Origin of the sequence: Faecalicatena contorta (genome assembly GCF_003149105.1) — a bacterium.
GTDB classification, from domain to species: Bacteria; Bacillota; Clostridia; order Lachnospirales; family Lachnospiraceae; genus Muricomes; species Muricomes contortus_C.
Genome location: NZ_QGDS01000023.1, coordinates 1 through 23,764, shown reverse-complemented (window position 1 = coordinate 23,764; position 23,764 = coordinate 1). Strand labels below are relative to the sequence as shown.

The window sequence follows — 23,764 nt, the reverse complement described above, 5'->3', positions numbered from 1 at the left end:
ATTCTCCCCTGGTATTTCTTCAATCTTTTTTATCATAACATAAGAATTCAAAAAACGTATCATAATATGACATTATGGTACAATGTTTTAATTTTAGATTACTTATCAATTGGCTCTTTTAAAACTTCTTTTATCAAATTTTCATACTCAGATTGACTATTACCTACAAACCCCATCTTATCAATTACAATATATTTGCTATTAGCCACATAGATATAATAATGGTCCTCCTCATAATTCTTTTCTATTGAAGACCATTTATAAAAAGCCGTATTTCCAGAATCCTCAATATTTATCCCTTCCTTAGTAAAAGTATAATTATACACTTTCTCTTTTTCTCCATTTTTAAAGTATTGCTTTACAATGGCGTAAGTCCCCTGCTTTTCCATTCCCCCAGCTACATACCACAAACATATTGCCCCTAATATTACTGCAAAAATTATAAAGCTTGTATTCCCACTCAGGTCAAAGCTACTCGTAAAAAACTGTATTGTCAAAAAAGGAATGCCAATCAAAAAAAGAAGAACACCGCAAATCAGCAATACTATCTTAAGTTTGCGTATATATTCCGTATTTCTATAATAATATTTACTTATTATAGAAAGCGAATTTTTATTCATTATAGTTTTACATTCTATCATCATTTCTTACCTCCCTTTAAAATTCCGCACTGGTATAACTCTTCTTCAAATTTTCTGCCCATAAGTATTTTATCCTCATTTTGGCACACAAACACTCCAGAATACAAAATACCCAGCTTTCATATAATCTTACTAAATATTATAATCCAATCAGTGACTTACGGCAATCTCCATTTAATAAACATCTCTCAACATGCATTCTTTATAGTAATATATTTCATCATCTTCCCTGCTGAATTGTTTTTTACAAAAATATTTCTTCTTTGATTTATCTCAATCGCCTTAAAATAGAGTTTGAAAAGACTTTAACTCTTTTATATCAGATTTGCAATATGGCTTTCTCCATGTATTCTTTTGGGCAGATACCGGTCACTGAACGAAATATCCTGCTAAAATAGAACTGATCACTGTATCCTACACGTTCGGCTATATCTCTGATATAGGCTTCTGGATCCTGCTGCATCATCTGCTTTGCTTTTTCAATTCTTATTCTGGTAAGATAATTGCTAAAGGAGGTGCCTTCATAAGTACGGAACATTCTGCTTAAAGATGTCTGAGATATTCCAAACCTTTTACAGATACTTCCCAGGGTTATGGCCTCCTCCATATGTCCGTTCAAATAATATATAATAGATTGGAAAAACTGTTCCTTATTATCGATTTTCTCTTTCCCCAGCTCCGGGACACACTGCTTTACAATGGTGAGAATACTCTCTGTCAGCTCCTGCATATTCGAAGCATAGTAAAACGCATCATCCAGCATGAATTCCAGGTCTATAACATTCTTTACAGAAGGACAGGTGTTATATATCAGTTGGAAAATATATTTCACAGCCGATTCAACGCATATCTGACTATATTTTTGTTTGCAATATATATTAAATAGTTTCTTTATCTCTTCTGCAAACTCCCCATTTTCTTTATACCGGATTAAATATTCTATATGTTCTAATTTTTCTTTTTCCTCTATGTTCCATTCCCCCGCGCACTGACTTCTTGCCGCTGGAAAACCGCCTTCTTCTACCTTTTCACAAGAAAGCTTCTGCATCTGGTTTTCTCCAATTACAATAGACTCATCCAACTTCCGGTACATCCTTTTTACAATTCGGGGGAATTCTTCTAAAGTAAGGGATTCTTCGTACATTACCGCCGTCAGGTATGTATATGCATTTCTTTCTTTTTCAAAAATACACTCTGCCATCTCTCCGAAATCCTCCAAAAACAACAGTTTTTCCGGGAAAAGATATAGGGATTCCATTTCATCCCTCCCGTAAATATAAACCTTCTCTTCCTCCATTGAAAATATCTCTACGCCTGTCTTCCGGGAAAACCTTTTTGGAAGTCCGTTTTTTCTGTAGATTGCCGCATAATACCGCCCTTTCGGAAAGTAACGGTACAGAGAATCCCGGGAATCAGATTCCGCTCCGCTGCACAATGCTTTCAACAATTTGTTCCGCTTTTCGTAGTACAGTGCGTCTAACCGAGGTTCCAGCCTGTCCATCAGCTCCTTTATATCTGACGGGGCAAGGGGCTTCAGAAGATAATCGCAGACTCCTGATCGAAGTGCTCCTTTCGCATATTCAAATTCCGAATATCCGCTGACAATGATAGAAAGGATCTCTGGATATTCTTCCTTTACTTTTGATATCAGCCGTATCCCATCCATTACTGGCATTCTCACATCAGAAATCAATACGTCTGGCTGCTCCCTTCGGATGAGGCACAAAGCTTCCAGTCCATTTCCTGCCGTTCCTATAATCTGGTACTGGGGGCATTTCTTTTCCAGAATCATACAAACATGGCCCAAAGCCGCTGGTTCATCTTCTGCCACAACAATTCTATACATCCTTTTCTCCTCTCTTCTCCTTTACCCCTATTATCACATCCGTTCCTCCCCCTTCTGCAGGCAATATTTCAAAAATCAAATCCTCATTATACAGAAGATAGAGGCGGGCATATGTATTCACCAGACCCATTCCCCCTATTTCCAATTCCACATCACTTCTGTGTATAGTAAACTTATTTTTTGTATAGGAAATATTTTTGTTTATTTTTACCAATTTTTCTTCCCCTATCCCCTGACCATCATCGTGAACTTTCAGATACCATCCATCCTCATTTTGGCCTCCGCTTACCTTCACCCGGATGACATCGGTACTGCCTCTATACCCATGATTCACTGCATTTTCCACAATCTGCTGCAGGACAATCTTAGGGAGTGGCCGGGTGTATATCCTGCTGTCAACTTCGATGGTATAGGAGAATTTATAATCATATCTGTACTTCAGTAACCCAAGGTAAAGTTCAAGATATTCAATTTCCTGCCTTACCACAGCATACTTATCCTTTGTATTCGTAGAATACCGGAGCATTCCTGCAAGCTGGCTGCACATATCACAGATCACTTCATCATCAGATACCATCCCCCTGCTGGATATTACATTCAGTACATTATATATAAAGTGAGGGTTCACCTGGGCCTGCAGCAAATCAAACTGGGCCTGCAAGGATAAAAGTGACATGCGCTTTTCTTTCAGCATGGAATCATTCAGCCGGTTCATTACATCTTTGTAAGATACATAAAGTGCTTCAATTTCATCATTGGAGATTTTCTCCGGTATTTCTGCCTCCATATTATCCAGCCTGGTGGTGTCCATGAAATGCTGTAGCTGCTGGATGGGTTTTGTAAGCTGCCTTGAGGTAAGATAAATATACCCCAGTGACAGAACTAAAGCTCCAAAAAGCAGGAGAAGACTCACTGGCAGCACAGCCAGAACTGCACTCCTGCTAATATCTACCCGGGTGACAGTCAAAAGCACAACATCCTGAAACGCAGATTGCTGCATCAGGCATAATGCTTCCTCTCCACTTTCGGTCTCAATTTTGCGTATGTCTGTAGGGTTTTCCTGCATTACCTTCCAGTAATAATCTGCGTCTGCGGTATCCGTATCGGAATAAATAAACCTGCCATCCTTCGTATAAAAGATGTATGTAATCCGTGAGTCTGAGTTTTCCATCATAATATCAAGAGATTTTTTATCTTTCTGCACTTCAATATATCCCATATCCATCCCCTGTATTTCCTTTACTACGGAAATAACCTGGGGCCTGATCCGGTTTCCCCAATCATCCTGATGAAGACCCAGAATAACGTCCCTGCCTCCGTGGCTGCTCACTTTCTCCACCCAGGGATAGCTTTGATAGTCTGCTTCGGAATCCAATGCTGTAGCTGCATAATTATTATTTGCAATTGTAACCCCCATTTTATTAAAAAATATGGTCCTGTAAAATTTTTCTGTCAGATAATAAGAATTCATTTTTGAGCGTACTGTGGCAGTGGATTCGCTGAAATACATATCTTCATAAGAATTTGTCTCCATAGTAGCCAGTCTTTTCAGTGCTTCCAGCACCTCTATATCAGACAGCACCCACGTAATGGCCGACTCCATCCCTTCCAGGGTGTCTTCCATCTGCTGCAATTTTACATGAGATACAGTTTTGATATTTCCATACTCTCTTTCCTTATATTGGCGCACGTTCAAATTGTAGTATGCGGCTGCAAAAATTCCTGTTATTAATACTGAAAATGCGGCATATACAAGAATAATTTTCTTTTGAAACTTCATGCCCTTTCCCCCTTCTAAGTCAAAGCCCCCGCAGCAAGCTACTGGGCATCAAATTTGCAGCGCGGTGAGTTACAGGGTATTTGACCCCACCGGCAGTCGCCAAATGTACATGCAAGCATGTCCACTTGGCTCGTTGCCTTCGCGAGAATAAAAGCATTATACCATAAAAAGGCTGGAGACAGAATTGATCTGACTCAGCCCTGTTTCCTGCCTTTTAGTTTTTTCTAACCTTTCACTGCGCCTGCCACCATGCCGTCTACAATTCTCTTATTAAAGAATATAAAGAGCAGGAGCATGGGGACTGTAATCAAAATAACATCTGCAAACAGCATATTGTAAGAACTGGAATACTGCCCCATGAAATTATAAAGCGTTAACTGTACTGTTGCATTTTCCGAGCCCGGAAGAAAGTACAGCGGATTTGTAAAATCGTTAAATATTGTTACCGCGTTCAAAATAATTACGGTAGATGTCACTGGCTTCAGCAGTGGAAAAATAATAGTAGTAAAAATTTTCCAGCGTGAACATCCATCCATATATCCCGCCTCTTCCAATTCAATCGGAATAGAACTCATAAATCCTCTAAACAGCATAATTGTGAACGGTATCTGCAGCGCAACCTCTACCATTATCATTCCCCCTATTGTTTTATAGAGATGAAGTTTCTGCAGCACCCAGATTGTCGGGAGAATCGCTGCCGGTACCATCAGGCCGGCCATAATCAGCGAATTCATTACACCCATGACAGAATCTTTTCTTCTCTGCAAAACATATCCGCCCATAGAGCCAACTACAATTAGTATCAATACAGAGCCAACTACAAGCAGACCGCTGTTTTTGAAAGCTGTCAGAATTTGATAATCATTTGCCTTAAATACTTCAATAAAGTTTTCCCAATGGGTTTCTTTTGGCAGCCCTATACTTAACAAGTTGGCTTCACGCCGTTCTTTCAGAGCATTGACCAGCATAAATACAAATGGAACAATAAATACTACGATTGCGCCCAGAATTCCCAAAACATCTCCCAGAAGATATAATCTCTTTTTTCTTTTCACAGCTAATCTACCTCCCTGCTAAGCAGAAATTTCTGAAGCGGAAATGCCAGAATGGCAATCAGAATAAACATAATTACATTTCCTGCAGTAGATAATCCATAAAACCCTGCCGCATATTGTTTATACACTGTAGATGCCATTACCTCCGTCACATACCCCGGGCCTCCGCCTGTCATAGCCCAGATTAAATCAAATGTACGCATACCGCTGATAAATGCCAGGATAATTACGGAATTCATAGCAGGTCTGCTAAGAGGCACAGTAATTGCCTTCAGCTGCTCCCACCCGGTGGCACCGTCTATGGATGCTGCCTCATAATAAGTCTTGTCAATTGACTGCATTCCTGCAATAAAAATCACCGTTGCCACACCGACACCCTTCCATACATCCGTTAATATAACCGCATAGAGCGCCGTCTTCGTATTTCCAAGCCAGTCCATCCCTGTCCCGCTCAGCATCGTAATTACCTGGTTGATCAGCCCCTTTGACGGGTGCATCAGAGCACAAAATGTAATTCCTACTGCTATGGTACTAATCAGGTTTGGGAAAAACACTACAGATCTGAGGAAATTCTTCGTTTTAATTTTACTTGTCAGAAACACTGCCAGGAAAAATGCAAGAATCACTTTCAGTCCACAGGTAAGAATTGCATAAATCAAAGTATTTTTAATCGAACTTGACAAGGAGGTGTCTGAAAAGAAAGTCTTAAAATTGTCAAATCCGCAAAATGTGAAACTGTTAAAATCCCACACCGTCATACTGAAAAAAAAGGATATCACCATCGGCAGAAGAAAAAACACAGTAAAAATCACCATTGCCGGTACGATGAACCAATTCGAATATATCTTTTTCCTTTCCATATCTGTACTACCAGTTCAGCCCAAGCTGTGTTGCCTGCTTTTCACAATCTTTATCATATTTTTGTGCTGCTTCCTGTGCTGTTGTCTGGCCGGAGCCTAATTCCTGGCAGATAGCAGGACAATCGGCACCTTTCACCTGGCTGATATATTCCAGGGCCGGTGCATTTTTACCAGATTCAAAGTAAGCCTGGATATCATTTGCCACCGCATCATAGGCATTGTCTGGCATTTCATAATCTTTCACGCAATATGGGCCGTCTGGCAGTACTGCCTCTGAATATGCATCCAGGGCTTCATCAGACAAGTAAAATTCCATAAACTTTAGAATGGCATCTGTCTTATCACTGTTTTTGTTTCCATAAAGTGCTGCCGGATACCAAAGGGTAATTCCATTATCATCTGCGCTGTCACCAGGCACTGCGAATACACCAAGATCATTAACCTGATCACCATACAGTTCATAAATATTGGACAATGCCTGTGACAGGATAAACCAATGTCCTGCTTCCCCATTTGCCATAATATCGCATCCGTCATCATATGTAGTGGCAAGATAATCTTCGTTGTAATATTGTGTTGTATCCGCTAACTTCTCAAAACTCCTGAGAGCTGCAGGTGTGGTTGCCCATTTTGCTTCTCCTGCGTCAAATTTCTCTGCAAACTCAGGATCACTTTGCTGCAGGTTATAAGCATCACCCAAAAACGGGACCTGTGCAGTCCAGGAGTCAGCAAACGTACCTAAAATTGCTGTTTCTTTGTTTTCTTTCAGCACATCACAGTTTGCAAGAAATTCATCCCATGTCTTAGGAACTTCCAGATTGTATTTTTCATACAAAGTTTTGCTGTAAACAATTCCTTCCGCCTGTGAGGACTGATAGGGAACACCGAATACCTTGTCTCCCACGGAAACTGCCGACTTGTAATTATCATCTATTCTTGATACAAAATCTTCTCCTGAAATATCAAGGAAATATTCTTCCGGATTCAATGCATTTAACAATGCTCCTGAATTATACAGGCAAAGATCCGCCATGTCACCGGATGCTAATCTGGTTTTTACAATGTTGTCTCCGTCTGCCCCTCCAGGCCTTGTCTCAATTTTGACCTTGATGCCAATCTCCTCCTCAGCCTTTGCCGCCACTGCCTCAAAACCTGCGATCGTCACATCCGTGTCAATCAGAAGGGTCAATTCTGTTGTTTCACTCCCGTCTGCGGAAGTCTCTGACTTCTTATCAGAGGATGACCCACATCCTGCTGCCATGCCAGTAACCATAGCTGCACATAAAAATACTGCAACAATTTTCTTTTTCATATCTTTTTCTCCTTACTTTTGATGACTCTATGCTACCATGTGTTTTTTCTATTGCACATGGATAATCCGACAATCCCACATCGAAAATCCAATCAAATTTCATATACAATGGTATACTGTCCAGACCCTGCTTCTGCCTGGTATTCATTTTCTTTCATCACAAATTCCAATCCTCCCTGCTCCAGAATCTTTTTTGCCCCTGCCGGACAAATAGACGCAGATGTATTACATGGAACTTCTACAGTTAAAGTAACTCTCCTGCCGTCCAGCTTCCAGTTGGAAATGATTTTTCCGTAAATGCTCTTATAAGAAGCTCTTATAAACTCAAGTCCTCCCCCCGGATGAGGCGCGATTATAATATGTTTGTATCCAGGGCGGGATTCCTCACATTCGATCCCTGCCGCCACTCGGTACATCCACTCTCCAATTGCGCCATACGCGTAATGATTAAAAGAATTCATATCGGGACTCCACATACTTCCATCAGGCTTCATGCCATCCCAGTGCTCCCAGATTGTCGTAGCGCCCATCTTAACCTGATACAGCCAGGACGGGAAATCATCCTTTAACAATAACTCATAAGCTTCCTTCGTATGCCCGTTTTGACTTAATGCATGGCAAAAATAAGGGGTTCCCACAAACCCCGTCACCAGGTGTCCGTTCTCTTTTTCCAAAAGCTTCAGCAAATCCGCTACCACATTCTGCCGATATTCTTCCGGCACCAGATCAAAATATAATGAGACAATCTGTGCTGTCTGTGTCTGCACATTTAAATGCCCCGATTCATCAAAGAATGTTTTCTGATAAGTATCCAATATTTCCTGATACAGTCTGGTATACTCCCCGGCATCCTCATCTCTTCCTACAATCTTTGCCATTTTTGCAAAAAGCTTTGTTGAATATGCATAATATGCTGTACAGGTCAAATCATTGGGGGTTGCCCCAAAATAACTTCCTTCCTCTGCATCCAGCGCTACCCAGTCACCAAACTGCAGCTTATAATTCCATATATTCCCTCTGGAATGTTCCTTCATAAAATTAATCCATGCTTTCATACTGTCATACTGGCGCTCAATAACCGTAACATCGCCATATGCCAGATAAAGGGTCCATGGCATAATCACTGCCACATCTGCCCATGCAGCAGCCGAATGGTCTCCATCCTTCATCAGACGGTCCGCAGAGGATTTTCCAATCAGAATGTCCGGCACAACATGAGGAACCCCTCCTTCCTCCGTCTGGTCTGCTTCCACATCCTTCAGCCATTTTGTGTAGAACGTATAGGTATCATATAAAAATGTAGCGGTACGGCAGAATATTTGTGCATCTCCCGTCCACCCCAGACGTTCATCTCTCTGAGGGCAGTCTGTTGGCACATCCAGAAAATTCCCTTTCATTCCCCAAACAATATTATGCTGTAACTGGTTAATGTCCGGATTAGAGCACTCAAACTCTCCAGTGACCTCCATGTCAGAATGCAGTGCATAGGCTGTAAAATAGTCAGTGCTCAGCTCTCCCGGATAGGAAGAAACTTTTGCAAACTGAAATCCCTGGAAAGAGAAATGGGGGTGGAATGTAACTTCCTCCTCATCCTTACATATGTATATAATTGTTTCTTTTGCAGAGCGAAGATTGTCTAAATAAACATTTCCCTTTGCATCAAGTACTTCAAAGCAGTTTAATTCCACTTTATCTCCCGCCTGCCCTTTCACCTTAAATTTAATCCAGCCGGTCATGTTTTGTCCGAAATCAATAACCGTATCACCCTGAGGCGTCGTAAAGATTCTCTTTGCGGGAACCTCTGTAACTTTCTTAACCTTACTGCCGCTCTGGGCCGACAATACTGATGTATCAAAATTGACGGCTTCTGCCTGCTGCCAGGAGCCTATAGGGCTCCCGGGCTCATTCCACCCTTCTATCTCCCTGCGTGCATCATAAGTCTCCCCGTCATATAGCTCAGAGAATAAAACAGGGCTGTAAGTTCCCATCCATGAAGTATCTGTCTGGAAAGATTCTCTGCTTCCATCCTCATACTCAACAATAATCTGGCAGGCAAATGCAGCTCTCGTCCCATAATGACCGCGCATTCTAACAAATCCCACTGTCCCCTTATACCATCCCGGACCTATATGCCCTGCTGCCGCATTCGCTCCCTCTTGCAGATAGTCCGTAACATCATAGGTCTGATATAACAGATGCTTATTGTAGGAGGTCCAGCCTGGAGCAAATTCATCCTCCCCTGCCTTCTTTCCATTGATATAAAGATGATAAATCCCCAGTGCTGTAGCATGTGCATAGGCAGCCTTTACCTTTTTCCCAATTACAAACTCTTTCCGTAGATAAGAACCCTTACTCTCATCTTTATCTTCTTCTGTCTCTATCGTAATAAATTCCGCTTTCCAGTCCTTCTCTGACAAAAGCGCTGTTACGAAAAATCCCTCCTTCCAGTCACTTATCGCCCCATCTTTCCCAGTAATCCGCACACGGATAAAGTATTTTCTGGAAGATACCAGATTCAGTATATTTTTCTCAATTGCAATATGAGCAGATTCTTCACTCCTGACTACTCCGCTGTCATAAACAAGCATGCCAAAGGTCTCATCTTCTCCTATTTGAAACTCATAACTTTCCTGGAATACATTCTTTTTATCAGAAATAATACTCCAACCAATTTGGTCAACTGTTTCAATTCCAACAGGATTTTCCTGATAATTTATTAAGATCCTGGATAAACCTATCATTCTACTTCCTCCTTTTTAGTTATTGAAATAAACGTAACATGATTCTCATAAAAAGTGGATAGAATATCAAGTCAACTCATATAGAAAATCCAAAAAAACAGACTCCTAAGAGCCTGCTTTTATGGGATTTTACATAACCTTTTTATTATAATTTTCTATCATACGATGTACTACAAGGCCAATTCTTACTGCAAGTACTTCATTCGCATTATCAAAATCAATTCCTGTTATCTTTGCAATCTTTTCAATCCGGTAAGCTGCAGTCTTATAATGTATATATAAGTCCTGCGCCGTCTTGGAAAGATTCTGGTTTTTGTCCAGATATGTTTTCAGCGTCATGATAAAATCATCTCTCTGAGGTTTTTTATAGTCATATAGTTTCTCGAGTGTCTCAGGCACATACTCCATCAGCATTGCCGGGTCATCCAACTGGCACAGCAGTTTAAAAATCCCAAGGTCAGAAAAGAGCATCATCTGTGTTGCGCCTTCTCCCATAATATCCCCTGCAATATCTACAAACAAAAATGCATCGTTTGCCTCTTTATAAGTTTCCGGCAGATGAATAATACCTTTTACAATTCTTCCGACTCCAGCCTTTACCTTCAGATATTTATTCTGAGCAGTCATGAATGTCTGTACCTGCTTCAAAACATCCTTCAATTCTTCTCTGTACTCTATCTGGGAAGAATCAGAATTGACTTCCATCGCAACAACAATTTTATCCAGATCTCTGTGCACTTTGCTGTTCGGAATCCGCTGGATAACGGTTTTTTCCAGTAAATCAACATGGTGAATTTTTTCATTAATATCCTTCCGGGAGCTTCCTTCATTCGTCACACCAAAAACAATCACCCTATAATATCCATCAATATTGACATCCAAAAGAGTAGAGCTTTTCTTTAGTTCGTCTATAGACTCTATATTCCCGCTTAAAATATTATGCAGAATATCGTTTTGAAATTTCTTTTCCAGCTCCGACACCGCAAATGTTCTTGCAAACTCATATTGAAGTGCAATAATGGCATTTTCTACCGCAATACAATCCATCAGACTAAATTTTGATATCGTCTCCGTAATAGCCAAATACATCTTAATTCCCACATTTAGATTGATTTCTACAATATATCTGATATATTCGTCTTCCTGCCTTAAATACTTATAGTTCGTCAGAATTCCAGGATCATATTTTTTTGCATTTTCTGAAATCTGTAATCTTTCCGTTCCATTTCCCGTGGAAGCATAACAGCACATATATTGATCGTAAAGCGCCACCGGATTACAAATCATTTTATCCAGCAGCCCCAGGATATCTCCGATTTTATTCTCTTTTGAGCTGTGTGACAGCATCAATGCTAAAAAATTATCATGGGTTGTCTTATAATATTTTAGCTGGGTAACTTCTTCGTTGAACAATCGCTCCATAACCAGACCCACAATCACCTGGAAAGACATCTCAAACGGAACTTCAATAAGCGGTATATTATTGTCCCCCGCAAATTCTTTCAACAATGCAATCTTGACATCTGCCTCTTCCACAGTTCTTCCCCGCTTCAATACAAGACCGCTGACTTTCTTTCCCCTCAGCTCCTGAAGGTGATTTTTATATTCTTCCACACTACAGGATTTAAAAGCAAATAATCCAGTCAGCAGCAATTCCCCGCCATTGATAAACCTAACAATATCAGGGGCCTCGATAATGGTAACACCTTTTATTTCATTTTTAAGTCCTTTTTCTCCGCAGATCACAGATAGCTTTTTTGCTTCCCCGACCTGCAGAAGATCTTCTACTGTAAATCCCATATCTCACCTACAATTAAAAATTTTTTTGATAATAAAATTATTAGCGGTATCATTTTTATATTATACCATAAGAAACAAAAAACTGTACCATAACATTAACAGATATCTACGGGAGACGCAGTTTCCTGTTACATAAAAAGAGAGACTCCCCCCTGTTTACAGGAGCTCGTCTCTGAACTAATAAAAATATTCTATTTTTCTTCCTTTTCATAAACAGCAAGTGCTGCTGCAACTGCCTCTCCTGACGGAACCTTTACACCATTTGCAAGCATTACCGCTTCCAGCGCTCCAAGCAGAATTAAAATATTTCTCTTCTGGCTGGAGTATCCCATATTTCCAATTCGAAGAATTTTTCCATCTAACGGTCCAAAAGAAGTTGCAATTTCGATTCCAAATTCATTTAAAAGCATTCCTCTGATTACTTTTCCATCTGCACCCTCAGGAATGTTAATCGCTGTGACAACCGGCATCTTATGTGCCAGATCTCCAAAGATTGTTAATCCCATTGCCCTGAGACCTGCTACAAGGGCCTTATCATTCAGGTTATGCCGTGCAAACCGAACTTCCAAACTCTCCTCTAAAATACAGCGAAGAGCTTCATGTACCGCATACTGCATGCTGGTCGCTTCTGTATGATGATTTAAACGGCGGGAGCTCCAATAATCCTCCAATTGTCCAAGATCCAGGTAATTGCTTGGAATTCCCGGAAGTTTCCCGGCAATATCATCTGCTGTGCGAATCCCCTTTTCCACACGTTTTCTTGCTTTTACAATATCTTCAACCTGCTGGTTGTAGGTAATCAGTGCAGAACCAGACGGTGCAGAAATACATTTCTGAGTTCCAGCAATACATGCGGAAAGCTTCCACTCGTCCACTTTTACTTCGGCTCCTCCAAGTGTGGCTACAGAATCTACAATCAGCAGTGCTTCATATTTCTCACAGATTTCCCCAAGCTCGTCCAATGGCTGCATCATGGAAGTGGATGTCTCACCATGAATACAGGCAACCACCTTATAGCTGTCCTTTTTCAATGCATCTTCAATTTCCTGGGGATCAAATACAGTCCCCCACTCTCTTTCCAGAAGTGTAATTTTAGCTCCGCAACGTTCAAGAATCTCCGCCAGAAGATATCCAAAACGGCCGAATGCAGGAATGAGAACTTTATCTCCCGGACAAACCGCACCAGTCAGTACTGTCTCAAGACCGCCTCTGGATGTAGTATCTACAACATAAGTCTGGCGATTGTTTGTCTGAAACACCTGACGTTCCATTTCCATAGTTTCATTCATCAACGCCGTAAATTCCGGATCAAACTGGCCAAGGATATGAGAACTCATTGCACGAAGCACTCTCGGATCTGCTTCTACTGGGCCAGGTGTCATTAGGGTACGAGGTGATGGATTAATTTCTCTAAATTGCATGAATTTTCCTTCCTTTCCTCTTAAAAACAAAAAATTCCTCAGGATATTCCTCCCTTGGAATTTCTTAAATACATACTTATTATAAAGTACGCATTTTCATTTCACAATACTCTATTTTAGGCAAATATGCTACTGAAACTTTATCCACTTCTCCCAACTTTTCTTGCAATAGATTACGGCATACCTTTCATTTCCGCTCCCAAAACAGGATATGCCTTTTAGCATACCCTGTTCCTTGCCATGAACTCTTGTTCAATTGGTATAATTTAAGATGTCGTAACTCTGTTTAATTCATTGTTATCCAGTTTTGAAAGTTCAATTACTTTATCCACATCAAGCCCTGCGGCTTTAGCAAAACGCTCTCCATACTCAACATCAGCCAGATAACAGTGAGCAGCATGACGGTATTTAATATTCTCAGTAACGCTTGCCATATCATTAGCAGTATTCTCAATCAGAATCTGCTTCTTGTCCTCGGTCATTACACGCCACAGATTACCTCCTGCACGGAAACAATCATCGGTAGGATCATCTTTAGGATCATATCTCCACATTGCCCCCTCAATATCCAAAGGCGGTTCCATAACATCAGGCTGTGCGGCCCAAACCCCTGCACTGTTTGGAGTATAAGCCGGAGCTCCGCCATAGTTGCCGTCCACGCGCATAGCACCGTCACGATGATACTGGTTTACCTCTACTTTGGCACGGTTAACAGGAATCAGATTGTGATTCACACCCAAACGGTAACGCTGTGCATCACCATAAGAGAATAGACGTCCCTGGAGGAATTTATCCGGTGAAAAACCAATTCCTGGCACAACGTGGGCAGGTGTAAAGGCAGCCTGCTCCACCTCTGCATAGAAGTTCTCAGGATTACGGTTTAGCTCCAATACTCCTACTTCAATCAGGGGATATTCCTTGTGAGGCCAAATCTTTGTAATATCAAATGGATTCTCATAATGATTGTTTGCCTGTTCTTCCGTCATAATCTGTACATACATTGTCCACTTTGGATAATCACCGCTTTCAATAGCTTCAAACAAATCCTTGCCGTGATGTTCTCTGTCCATACCGTTGATTTCAGCAGCTTCCTCATTAGAAAGATTCTTAATTCCCTGCTGGGTCTTGAAATGGAATTTGCACCAGAAACGCTCATTTTTCTCATTGTAGAAAGAAAAAGTATGCTCACCAAAGAAATGCATATTCCGGAAACTTGCAGGAATTCCCCTGTCACTCATTACAACCGTAATCTGATGGAAACACTCAGGCAGCAATGTCCAGAAATCCCAGTTATTTTGCGGGCTCCGGCGCCCCGTACGTGGGTCCCTTTTAACAGCACGGTTTAAGTCAGAAAAGTTATGTACATCACGGATAAAGAAAGTAGGGGTGTTATTTCCAACCAAATCCCAGTTTCCTTCTTCCGTATAAAACTTCACTGCTACGCCGCGAATATCCCGTTCGCAGTCAGCAGCTCCTCTCTCACCAGCTACTGTAGAAAAGCGGAGAAACAACTCCGTTTCTGCCCCTGGCTGAAGCACCTTCGCCTTTGTATACATGGAAATATCATGGGTTACAGTAAGCTTACCGTATGCGCCCCAGCCTTTAGCATGCATACGCCTCTCGGGAATTACCTCACGGTTGAAATGAGCCATCTTCTCCATAAGCCATACATCCTGCATTACTACAGGACCACGGGGACCTGCAGTAATCGCATTCTCATTATCTGCAACCGGCGCCCCAACCTCGTTTGTCAACTTTTTGTAATCATCCATTCTAAATACTCCTTTCTTTTATTCTTATTTTTTAACACCGCAAAGATGTTTTGCGCATTAGAAACCCACATTCCCCTATATCCTGGATTTTCATGTCTTATCAAAGGGAAAGGCACATATATAATATCCACAAGTAAGCACAGGTTTTCGGAAGCATAAACATGCCAACTTTCGGATTTTGGTTCGCCCAAAGAACAACCGGAAGGTAAAATGCAAAACTAAGCAAAATAGCAAGCCATAATAAATCAACTCCCGGCATCTGGCTCCTATACAAAAAGAAAAATGCAGCAGTAATTACCCCCAGCATAAAAAAGGGAATGTTGCGCCATATGCCCCACTTAACCGGAGGATAACGGTCGCTCCACCTGTTTTGGGGAAAAAGACAAATCAGGATACGCACCGCTGCTAATATATATACAATTATTGTCCAAACGCTATTTCCTCCCTGGGAACTGAGCATAAGGCCAAGCTGCCATAGAAACAAATAGAATATGGTCATCGTGATGGAGGTAATCTGCTTTCCTCTTCCCAATGCAGAACGCAGGCTTTCTTCATTTCCGCTCATAATCACCCTGATACGCGGCACTAAATGAAAAGCATCACCGAATATTAGGATAAATGTCATAATGCCGGCCAACAACCTGGCATCCCCTGAACCAGTCCCTATTAGAAGCATTACCCCGGCCAGGAATCCCACACTGAGATAAAACATATCAAAAATAGCTTCAAATAATCCAAATACTCTTTTCACATTTATTCCCAACCTTATGTAAAATATATTTCCCAGTTTTTGTATTTTCACAAAAAACCTGCCCACAAGACAATATCAATAATAGTATCTATTACTATTATATGCAGTGTACCATAATTTGTCAAGACATACTTGAGATTTTGCAAAAAGCCCATAAGACACTTCAATTTTATCGCAAAAATGCTGGTCTTTATTAGCAAAGTTTGTTACAATACCTTGGTATGCAGCAGTGGTCGAGCTGGCTAATGGCATCTGCCTCGAAAGCAGAAGAGCGGAAACGCTCCGGGGGTTCAAATCCCTCCTGCTGCGTTTACCAGGATTACAATTCTTTTATGTCAATCCTGGGCAAACCGCTGTAAAAGGCCCGGAATCTTCTCTTTTGAAATCACAATATTCATACTCTGAGGATTTATCACAATTCCTTCTACACCTTGTCCCAATACTTTTTCAATATTCCTAAATTCAACTACATTCGCCTGGAACTTGCCTCCCGTATTGAATTTTCTCAGCTCATTATGATCCGTGAAAATAGGCTGAAATGTCTTTCCATCTTTGTTTTTTACGCATGGAATTTTTACATTGGAACTATCAGGCATACGTTTTTCTCCTTGTATGTCCAAAGCCATGAGAAATCTTGACCGTACCAGGTTAACCACCATTTCCTCCTCCAATTCACGAAGTTCCGGTTTTTCATTACTTGGCTTACTACGATATACCTCCTGCATAAAATAAAGTCCCGTTAATTGCATCTGCGGATTTACAACAGGCCGCTTTTCCTCAGGAAGTTTTGAATAATCTGGCTGCATAACCAATTTATCCAGAGGAACTTTACTCATTTGCTCCGCTTCCACAAATACCACTTCATTTACCCCCAGCAGATGCAGGCTGCTGTAAAATCCCAAAAGCTGGTTATTTTCTATACGTACAATCATCATAAAGTCCTGGTTTTCATCCTTAAACTCCTGTGTAACCTCCTTTGCTTTCTCCTCAGTTGCAAACACCCATATCTGATCGTTAAATGTATCTTTGTCACATGTAATAAAAGGCATTTTCGTTCCCTGACCAAAAGCTACATATGTAGTTTTCATTTTCTGCATCTTCTTTACTTGCATTAGAAATTTATTTTCCATGACAGACCTCGATTCATTTATTTACTAAAATTATACTACAGGCTGTATTTTATAGCAAACAAATGCTGTGATTGACTCTCACTGCTTTTCTGTGGTACATTTTTAAATGACAGATAAAATAAACTGCCTGTTTATATTTTGGAGGATACGCATAACTATGGACTCTTATACCTTAAAAACAATTGCACATATTCACAGTAATTTCCCCGAAAAATTTGGAATTCCAAGACAAAGCGGACTGGTGGAAGAACTCCATGCAGACATTATATTTGAACCTGAATTCCGAAATCCCGATACTTTGAGAGGGCTGGAAGATTATTCTCATATCTGGCTGATCTGGGGATTTTCAGAATCTATAAGGGAAGACTGGTCTCCTACGGTACGTCCCCCAAGACTGGGCGGTAACCGCCGGATGGGTGTATTTTCCACACGTTCCCCTTTCCGTCCCAATGCCCTCGGCCTCTCCTGTGTCCGACTCACGGGAATTGAAATAACTTCAGAACTTGGTCCCGTCCTTCATGTGTCAGGTGCAGATTTGATGCACGGCACGCCAATCTTCGATATTAAACCGTACCTCCCTTTCGTAGATAGTCATCCGGAGGCCTCCGAAGGTTTCGGCGGCTCTTTCAAAGATTATATATTGAAAGTGGACTGTCCTCAGAAATGGCTGGAGCTTATACCAGAATGCCACAAATCAGCATTACTGGCAGTTCTTGCACAGGACCCCCGCCCCTCTTACCAACATGACCCTGATCGTATCTATGGAATGAAATATGCCGGAATAGAAGTAAAATTTCATGTTAACGGAAATACATTATATGTAGATAAAATAGAACCTGCCTGACTGTAAATTTAGCAAACGCTAAATAAATATCAGGAATAACTGCATGGCTGGACTGTAACAAAAATCCTACAAGATTCGTAAGCTTTTTCTTGACAAATACTGCATCTCTTAGTATACTAATCTAGTGACTGGCAATTATGCCGCACGATACAGGGGATTGGTCAAATGGTATGATAGGGGTCTCCAAAACCTTTGGTGGGAGTTCGATTCTCTCATCCCCTGCTTTGATTATTTATAGAGGATGTCTGAAAAGCTTACAAATACTGGGCTTTTGGACATCCTCTATTTTTCAAAAAGTTGCTGTAAAAATCTTGGTCATAGATTAATCGCCTTGGATATATGTAATATCAATTTCACCAACAGTTGCTGCATCTTCCATACCCACTTGCTTCAGCAGATGATTTTGTTGTTTGTCTGGCTTTATTGGGATTCATATTGCCACAGTCAGGTATGCTATGATACTTAGAGCCTGTGGCTGACAACCACACCGTTTCATCACTACTGCTCTCTGGCACAGCCGAAGATTCTACTGTAGGCGAAGAAGTGTCTGTTTGTTGTGATGATAATTGAGCTTTCAATGACTCATTTTCAGCTTTTACTGAATCATATTGAGATTGCAAATCTGCAAACTGCTTAGTTAATTCAACAATTTGGGTCTTCTGATCTTTATATTTTGTAAGTTCTGACTTAACTGATTCTAAGTCTCTAAGATTATCATTATACTTATCTTGCAACTCTTCATTGTCTTTACTAATTTTTTCATAATCAGTTTTTAATTCCGTATAATTCGAATTTGCCTCGTCAAGTTGCTTCTGCAACTTGTTAGCATTGCCTGAAAATCCAGCAGCAAGTACTGCAACTAAAAATAAACATAGGACAGATATACTTATTATCTTTGCTCTTCTACTCTTCATGTGTTTTCACCCCAACATTCATTTGACTAAGATAGGATATCATTTATAAAAATATTTTATTTAATTTAAAACAGTTACTCCCATTAACCTATTATTCGAAATATTCGGTATTATCATCTAATATAGTCACTTGCCCATATGTAATGCATACATACTGTCCTTTTCCGGGCTTCTCTCCTGTGCTTGCCATAGTACTCCTTTCTCCGTAATAAAGAAAACACCATATTTATATTATATCGAGATATGTAAATAAATGGAAGAAGTTTAAAACAAAATCCATTAGAATTTTCAGTAAATAATCTAATATAAATTGGATTGTTATTTTAAATACACCATTTGCAGATATTCCTCAAAACCCTTGATATAAGTTCGATTCTCTCAGCTTCTGCTTTTAAGATTGAGAAGGGCTCACTAGAAAAAAATGACTTTGTAAAAAGAGCATGGTATAATTTATCCGTAAAGTCGAATGCTTTTACTAAATTAAGTTCTAGGAGGAAAACAAATGCTCGGACATTATCTTATGTATAATCGTAACTGCGCAGAAGCTTTGGACATATATTCCCGTGCCTTTGACGCTGAAATCGTTGAAAAGCAAACCTATGGCGATATGCCGCCAAATCCTGCATTCCCAATCGGGGAAGAAGATAAAGAGTTGGTTCTGCATGCTAGAATTTCTATTGATAATATGGAATTACAATGTGCTGATGCTTCGGGCGGCATTGAAGCGGGCAGTAATATGTATGTGTCTTTCACTACAACGGATGCTGACAAAGCTAAAAAAGCATGGAATATTTTAAAAGAGAATGGTCATGTATACATGGAACTTGCGCCCTCTTTCTTTGCTGCTCTCCACGGTAGTTTGAAAGATAAGTTTGGTGTAAATTGGATGTTCACTTTGATGGAATAATAATTAAGATGAAAAATGACAAGAACTGAATAAAATAATACAATAAGTTTAAGGGTAACCGAAAGGTTGCTCTTTTTTATTAGCTTCTAAAGAAATAGATAAAAGGCTGCTAAATACGGAATTACAAACCGGCCGTAAGTTTCCTGGAATGGAAAATCAATGGGAAGGTATATGCTCACATGTGATTTTCCACGATTTAACCCAAATCTTTCATCTTATAGATAATTTGACCGTCTATAATGGTATAGACCGTTTGCGTAAAGGTTTCCATAGGATTTCCAGTGAAAATTGCAATGTCTGCGTCTTTTCCTACTTCAATGCTCCCCACGCGATTTGCTACGCCACAAATGATTGCAGGATTAATTGTTATAGCTTTTAAACCTTCCATCATTTCAAGGCCCTTTTTTACAGCCAGGCCTGCACATATGGGCAGGTACTGGATTAACGTAACAGGATGATCGGTAGTGATTGCGACAGTAACCCCTTTTTTACTTAACACGCCAGAAGTTTTAAAATCTGCATTCTCAATTTCCAATTTATTTCTGGATGCCATATCCGGACCGAGAATAACATGATACCCGCTCATTTTAATTTCTTCTGCAATGTTATGACCTTCTGTACAATGGTCAAGTGTCATGTTACAAGAAAATTCTTTAGCAATACGTATTGCAGTTAAAATGTCATCCGCCCGATGAACATGAGCTTTCAACGGAATTTCGCGGTTAAGAACAGGCAGCCATGGCTCCAGGCGAAAATCAATTGTAAAATCAGTCTTTTCTTCAAAAGCTTTTTCTTTCTTCTGCTTATACTGCACTGCATGAAAAAGTTCTTCACGCAACATCGATGCAATAGTCATTCTGGAGGTTGGGCCCTTTGACCCGTTTGATTTTGGATTCTCTCCAAAAGAAACCTTCATTGCAGCAGGAGCAAGAATCAGCATATCGTCAATTACTCTTCCATGTGTTTTTAGGAAGGCAAATTGTCCGCCCACAACATTAGCACTGCCTGGCCCCACCATGACAGAGGTAATGCCTGCCTGTATTGCATTATGAAAAGCAGGATCCAAAGGATTTATGGCATCAATTGCACGTAAATAGGGAACAACTACTTCAGTGGTTTCGTTGCAATCCTCACCTTCTGCGCCCTTTTTTTCTTCAGTAATACCTATGTGACAGTGTGCTTCAATAATTCCCGGCATCACCCACAGGCCAGTAGCATCAATGACCTTATCCTCTTTATTAGGTAGAAGATTAATCTGTGCTTCAACCGCCTTAATTGTTTTATTTTCAATTAATATATCGCCTTGTTCTAAAATTTCGCCAGTCATTGTAATGATTTTCCCGTTTTTTATCAAGAGCATTAAAGACCTCCTAGTAAACCAATTAATAAAATATTGTATACCATATAATAACAATTATTTATTTATTTAAAATTCTGCGTAAGTTTTTCTTTACATGATTGTTTACTTCATAGAAGGAACTAATTCTCCTCACCATTTATTAGTTCCTTTCCCACCACAAAGCCCGGAATCCTCACCAGATTCCGGGCTGTTCCTTTTTATTACGCAGAAAAAGATATCCAAACAAAATGGATATCTTAAATCTGTCGCATTTTTACATCCGCTGCTGCTTTTTTGGCATTGTGTCCCTGATTCTGGTTTTCCGGCTTTACTTTCTCGGTAACACTGTTGTATTTGTCCAGGTTCTTCTGCCTGTTTTGCTGTTCACTCTGCTTTTTATCCATATTATCACCTCAGGCATAGTATGCGGCAGAATATAGCTTTTATACATAGAGAAAATGTAGATATGATATTTTGATTTTATATTTTAATTCGTGTATAGTGCTTCGTATCGTCAGAATGATGAATATATGCACCATTCTTTTTCTGTACTTCTAAAGATGCAAGATTATCACAGTTTACAGACATGTAAATTTCATCCTCTCTGATGATTTCCTTGGCCTTTTCTATTGCAAGAGCCAGTCCTTTCGTTGCCAGTCCTCTGCCCCGATGTTCCTTCTTGATTCCGTATCCAATATGACCGGCATCATTTCGCAGAAATTCATTTAAATAATGTCTTATCCTAAACAAACCAACAATAGTATCCTCTTCCCATAAGAAAAATTCAGTTCCGGGCACAAATCCATCTGGCAAATCAATTCCCTTTGAATGATTTATCATTCGGGGCAAAACTGTATTTAGAAATTCCGCTTTTTCTATCCCACAATCATTATTTGTAAAACCATTTTCATCTGCAGGCAGATCTTTAATAAAAGCGTACTCCTCTTCCACATCTTCTACATTAGCTTCTTTTAAATGCAGCATGCTCATCCCTCCTGTGACTTCCAATTCATTTATCAAACAAGTTTCAATCTCCTATATACAAAATACATGAGTTACTATCCAGTGTCAATATTTCGTGTTCCAATGCATATTTTATCTATTGCTGCAAACACTAAACCTGAAAGGAGTGTATGAACATGGCTAAAAAAACAACATCTTCTTCTACCAAGGAAAAAGCTTTAAATAGTTTAAAGGACTATTCTCAAAGTAAAGATGCTTATGACGGTAATCTAAATTCTGGAGAATCTACAGATCCCTCACCTGACAAACGCCCACGGAGAGACGGACCTGGCGGTGAATAGGAGGCTTATGCCTTCTATTTTTCAATTGATTCTCTAAGGGGCCGCCTGCTAAAGAACATCCTGGGATATCATTTTTTCGTCCAGTGTCACCATATCCTCTTTGAGAATTTCATAGACATTTCCATCGCCTTTATTTACATGTACTGTAACGACCTCGGCTTCACCATATTTAATGCCTTGATCTACTGTACTTTTCAAGATATTATAATAAATCTCATATACATTGTTCTGCATATCCTCATCAGAAGGTACCTCGGCACCATTCATTACATCATTTGCTACCTTTGTGGCGTACTCCTGCGCCTGCTTCTGAAACTCTTCATATGTATCATTAAAAATTGTAATCGGTTCAATGGACACGTCAACTGTAAAATTACCGTTCTTATCCTCTACAGCCTCGCCCACTGTATATTTTACGTTTTTGGCCAACACCTCAAACAACTCCCTGAATTGACTTTCCAAATCCTCAGGAAAATTCATCGATTGAAATGCCTCCATAGTAACATCCATATTCTCTGTAAAAATTTTCTCTGCCTCTTCTTTAGTTTCTCCGGTTAGCTGGATATATTCTTCTGTCTCATTCTTATAAGAAACATCCAATACTGCCTTTGTATAGCCACTTGCATCAAAGGTCCTCCCACATCCTCCAAGCAATGTAAGTACCATCACTATCAGCAAAACTGCTGACAATCCTTTTTTTCCGTTCATAAAATTCCTCCTCATAAGATTTTTAAGACCTACTTTATTATATTTGGACAAAACACCATGACCATTATATCATCTTAAATTAATAAAAAAAGGCGAAATATGGAAACTAATCATAGTTTTTTAAAGGGAAGTTTTTAAAAAGGGACTGACCCTTTTGCCCGCCATTTTCAGAATATTCTCAAAATATAAAGAGCCGGCAGCTCTTTTTCTGCCGGCTCTTTCCATTAACATAAAAAACGATACCTCTCGGTATCGTCCACTCTCATTCTTTCTATCTGAATGTACCTTCAAAACCGCATACAAAGAATCATCCTTCTCTCCTATTGCCCTGCCTGGTTATGCCCTCGACCTATTAGTAACGGTCAGCTCCATGCATTGCTGCACTTCCACCTCCGCCCTATCTACCTCGTCGTCTTCAAGGGGTCTTACTAACTTGACGTTATGGGATATCTCATCTTGAGGGGGGCTTCACGCTTAGATGCCTTCAGCGTTTATCCCGTCCCGGCTTGGCTACTCTGCTATGCTCTTGGCAGAACAACAGATACACCAGCGGCCAGTCCATCCCGGTCCTCTCGTACTAAGGACAGCTCCTCTCAAATATCCTACGCCCACGCCGGATAGGGACCGAACTGTCTCACG

General features: G+C 40.2%; 20 protein-coding genes, 2 tRNA genes and 1 rRNA gene. 5 read left to right on the top strand and 18 right to left on the bottom strand.

The genetic code is table 11. From position 1 onward, the window contains the following. Nucleotides 1-98 precede the first annotated feature (98 nt). The 11 genes from A8805_RS20545 to A8805_RS20495 all read right to left on the bottom strand — a co-directional run bounded on the left by A8805_RS20545 (nt 99) and on the right by A8805_RS20495 (nt 15,979). Complete coding sequence (locus A8805_RS20545; protein WP_109714585.1) at nt 99-644, bottom strand: YcxB family protein; 546 nt, start codon at nt 642-644, stop codon at nt 99-101. Between the two features lie 316 nt (nt 645-960). Further along, nucleotides 961-2,487 (bottom strand): response regulator transcription factor, encoded by a 1,527-nt coding sequence (locus A8805_RS20540; protein WP_109714584.1) that lies wholly within the window; start codon nt 2,485-2,487, stop codon nt 961-963. After that, the gene (locus A8805_RS20535) at nt 2,480-4,267 is read right to left on the bottom strand and encodes a sensor histidine kinase (RefSeq protein WP_109714583.1); all 1,788 of its coding nucleotides are present in this window, start codon (nt 4,265-4,267) and stop codon (nt 2,480-2,482) included. Before A8805_RS20535 ends, A8805_RS20540 begins: the two co-directional genes overlap by 8 nt. Nucleotides 4,268-4,491: 224 nt before the next feature. Further along, nucleotides 4,492-5,322, bottom strand: a complete 831-nt coding sequence (locus tag A8805_RS20530; RefSeq protein ID WP_109714582.1) for a carbohydrate ABC transporter permease — start codon at nt 5,320-5,322, stop codon at nt 4,492-4,494. 2 nt (nt 5,323-5,324) lie between these two features. Further along, nucleotides 5,325-6,182 (bottom strand): carbohydrate ABC transporter permease, encoded by an 858-nt coding sequence (locus A8805_RS20525; protein ID WP_109714581.1) that lies wholly within the window; start codon nt 6,180-6,182, stop codon nt 5,325-5,327. Nucleotides 6,183-6,189: 7 nt separating this feature from the next. Further along, complete coding sequence (locus A8805_RS20520; RefSeq protein WP_109714580.1) at nt 6,190-7,494, bottom strand: ABC transporter substrate-binding protein; 1,305 nt, start codon at nt 7,492-7,494, stop codon at nt 6,190-6,192. 92 nt (nt 7,495-7,586) lie between these two features. Then, a complete protein-coding gene (locus A8805_RS20515; protein WP_109714579.1) occupies nt 7,587-10,235 on the bottom strand; it encodes a glycoside hydrolase family 78 protein in 2,649 nt (882 codons plus the stop codon). A gap of 129 nt (nt 10,236-10,364) precedes the next feature. Further along, nucleotides 10,365-12,035: a PucR family transcriptional regulator gene (locus A8805_RS20510; protein WP_109714578.1), complete on the bottom strand. Its 1,671-nt coding sequence runs from the start codon at nt 12,033-12,035 to the stop codon at nt 10,365-10,367. A 191-nt stretch (nt 12,036-12,226) separates the two neighbouring features. Next, the gene (locus tag A8805_RS20505; protein ID WP_109714577.1) at nt 12,227-13,456 is read right to left on the bottom strand and encodes a pyridoxal-phosphate-dependent aminotransferase family protein; all 1,230 of its coding nucleotides are present in this window, start codon (nt 13,454-13,456) and stop codon (nt 12,227-12,229) included. A gap of 266 nt (nt 13,457-13,722) precedes the next feature. Next, nucleotides 13,723-15,228, bottom strand: a complete 1,506-nt coding sequence (locus A8805_RS20500) for a catalase (protein WP_109714576.1) — start codon at nt 15,226-15,228, stop codon at nt 13,723-13,725. 100 nt (nt 15,229-15,328) lie between these two features. After that, nucleotides 15,329-15,979: a hypothetical protein gene (locus A8805_RS20495; protein ID WP_109714601.1), complete on the bottom strand. Its 651-nt coding sequence runs from the start codon at nt 15,977-15,979 to the stop codon at nt 15,329-15,331. A gap of 223 nt (nt 15,980-16,202) precedes the next feature. On the opposite strand from A8805_RS20495, the gene A8805_RS20490 reads away from it, so the two are divergent. Then, nucleotides 16,203-16,288 (top strand) — tRNA-Ser (locus A8805_RS20490). 26 nt (nt 16,289-16,314) lie between these two features. On the opposite strand, the gene A8805_RS20485 is transcribed toward A8805_RS20490, so the two are convergent. Next, nucleotides 16,315-17,076 carry an SseB family protein gene (locus A8805_RS20485; protein WP_242992522.1) on the bottom strand — a complete coding sequence of 254 codons (762 nt, stop codon included), beginning with the start codon at nt 17,074-17,076 and terminating at the stop codon, nt 16,315-16,317. A 190-nt stretch (nt 17,077-17,266) separates the two neighbouring features. On the opposite strand from A8805_RS20485, the gene tsaA reads away from it, so the two are divergent. Next, on the top strand, nt 17,267-17,953 hold the full coding sequence (gene tsaA, locus A8805_RS20480; RefSeq protein ID WP_109714574.1) for a tRNA (N6-threonylcarbamoyladenosine(37)-N6)-methyltransferase TrmO: 687 nt from the start codon (nt 17,267-17,269) through the stop codon (nt 17,951-17,953). A gap of 151 nt (nt 17,954-18,104) precedes the next feature. Beyond that, a tRNA-Trp gene (locus A8805_RS20475) sits at nt 18,105-18,175 on the top strand. A gap of 131 nt (nt 18,176-18,306) precedes the next feature. Here A8805_RS20475 and A8805_RS22700 read toward each other — a convergent pair. Further along, on the bottom strand, nt 18,307-18,867 hold the full coding sequence (locus A8805_RS22700; protein ID WP_242992521.1) for a hypothetical protein: 561 nt from the start codon (nt 18,865-18,867) through the stop codon (nt 18,307-18,309). Between the two features lie 502 nt (nt 18,868-19,369). Here A8805_RS22700 and A8805_RS20465 point away from each other — a divergent pair. Continuing rightward, nucleotides 19,370-19,774 (top strand): VOC family protein, encoded by a 405-nt coding sequence (locus A8805_RS20465; RefSeq protein ID WP_109714573.1) that lies wholly within the window; start codon nt 19,370-19,372, stop codon nt 19,772-19,774. A 196-nt stretch (nt 19,775-19,970) separates the two neighbouring features. Here the strand turns inward: A8805_RS20465 and A8805_RS20460 are convergent, their stop codons facing one another. The 3 genes from A8805_RS20460 to A8805_RS20455 form a co-directional block, all read right to left on the bottom strand. Then, nucleotides 19,971-21,134, bottom strand: a complete 1,164-nt coding sequence (locus A8805_RS20460; RefSeq protein ID WP_109714572.1) for an amidohydrolase — start codon at nt 21,132-21,134, stop codon at nt 19,971-19,973. A gap of 236 nt (nt 21,135-21,370) precedes the next feature. Beyond that, entirely contained in the window at nt 21,371-21,517 is a 147-nt protein-coding gene (locus A8805_RS22250; protein ID WP_181392942.1) for a hypothetical protein, read from the bottom strand. 76 nt (nt 21,518-21,593) lie between these two features. After that, nucleotides 21,594-22,097 (bottom strand): GNAT family N-acetyltransferase, encoded by a 504-nt coding sequence (locus A8805_RS20455; protein ID WP_109714571.1) that lies wholly within the window; start codon nt 22,095-22,097, stop codon nt 21,594-21,596. A gap of 155 nt (nt 22,098-22,252) precedes the next feature. On the opposite strand from A8805_RS20455, the gene A8805_RS22245 reads away from it, so the two are divergent. Beyond that, a complete protein-coding gene (locus tag A8805_RS22245; RefSeq protein WP_181392941.1) occupies nt 22,253-22,417 on the top strand; it encodes a hypothetical protein in 165 nt (54 codons plus the stop codon). A gap of 48 nt (nt 22,418-22,465) precedes the next feature. On the opposite strand, the gene A8805_RS20450 is transcribed toward A8805_RS22245, so the two are convergent. Both A8805_RS20450 and A8805_RS20445 read right to left on the bottom strand, forming a co-directional pair. Continuing rightward, nucleotides 22,466-23,125 (bottom strand): hypothetical protein, encoded by a 660-nt coding sequence (locus tag A8805_RS20450; protein WP_109714570.1) that lies wholly within the window; start codon nt 23,123-23,125, stop codon nt 22,466-22,468. A 332-nt stretch (nt 23,126-23,457) separates the two neighbouring features. Next, nucleotides 23,458-23,764 (bottom strand): 23S ribosomal RNA (locus A8805_RS20445); the annotation flags it as partial.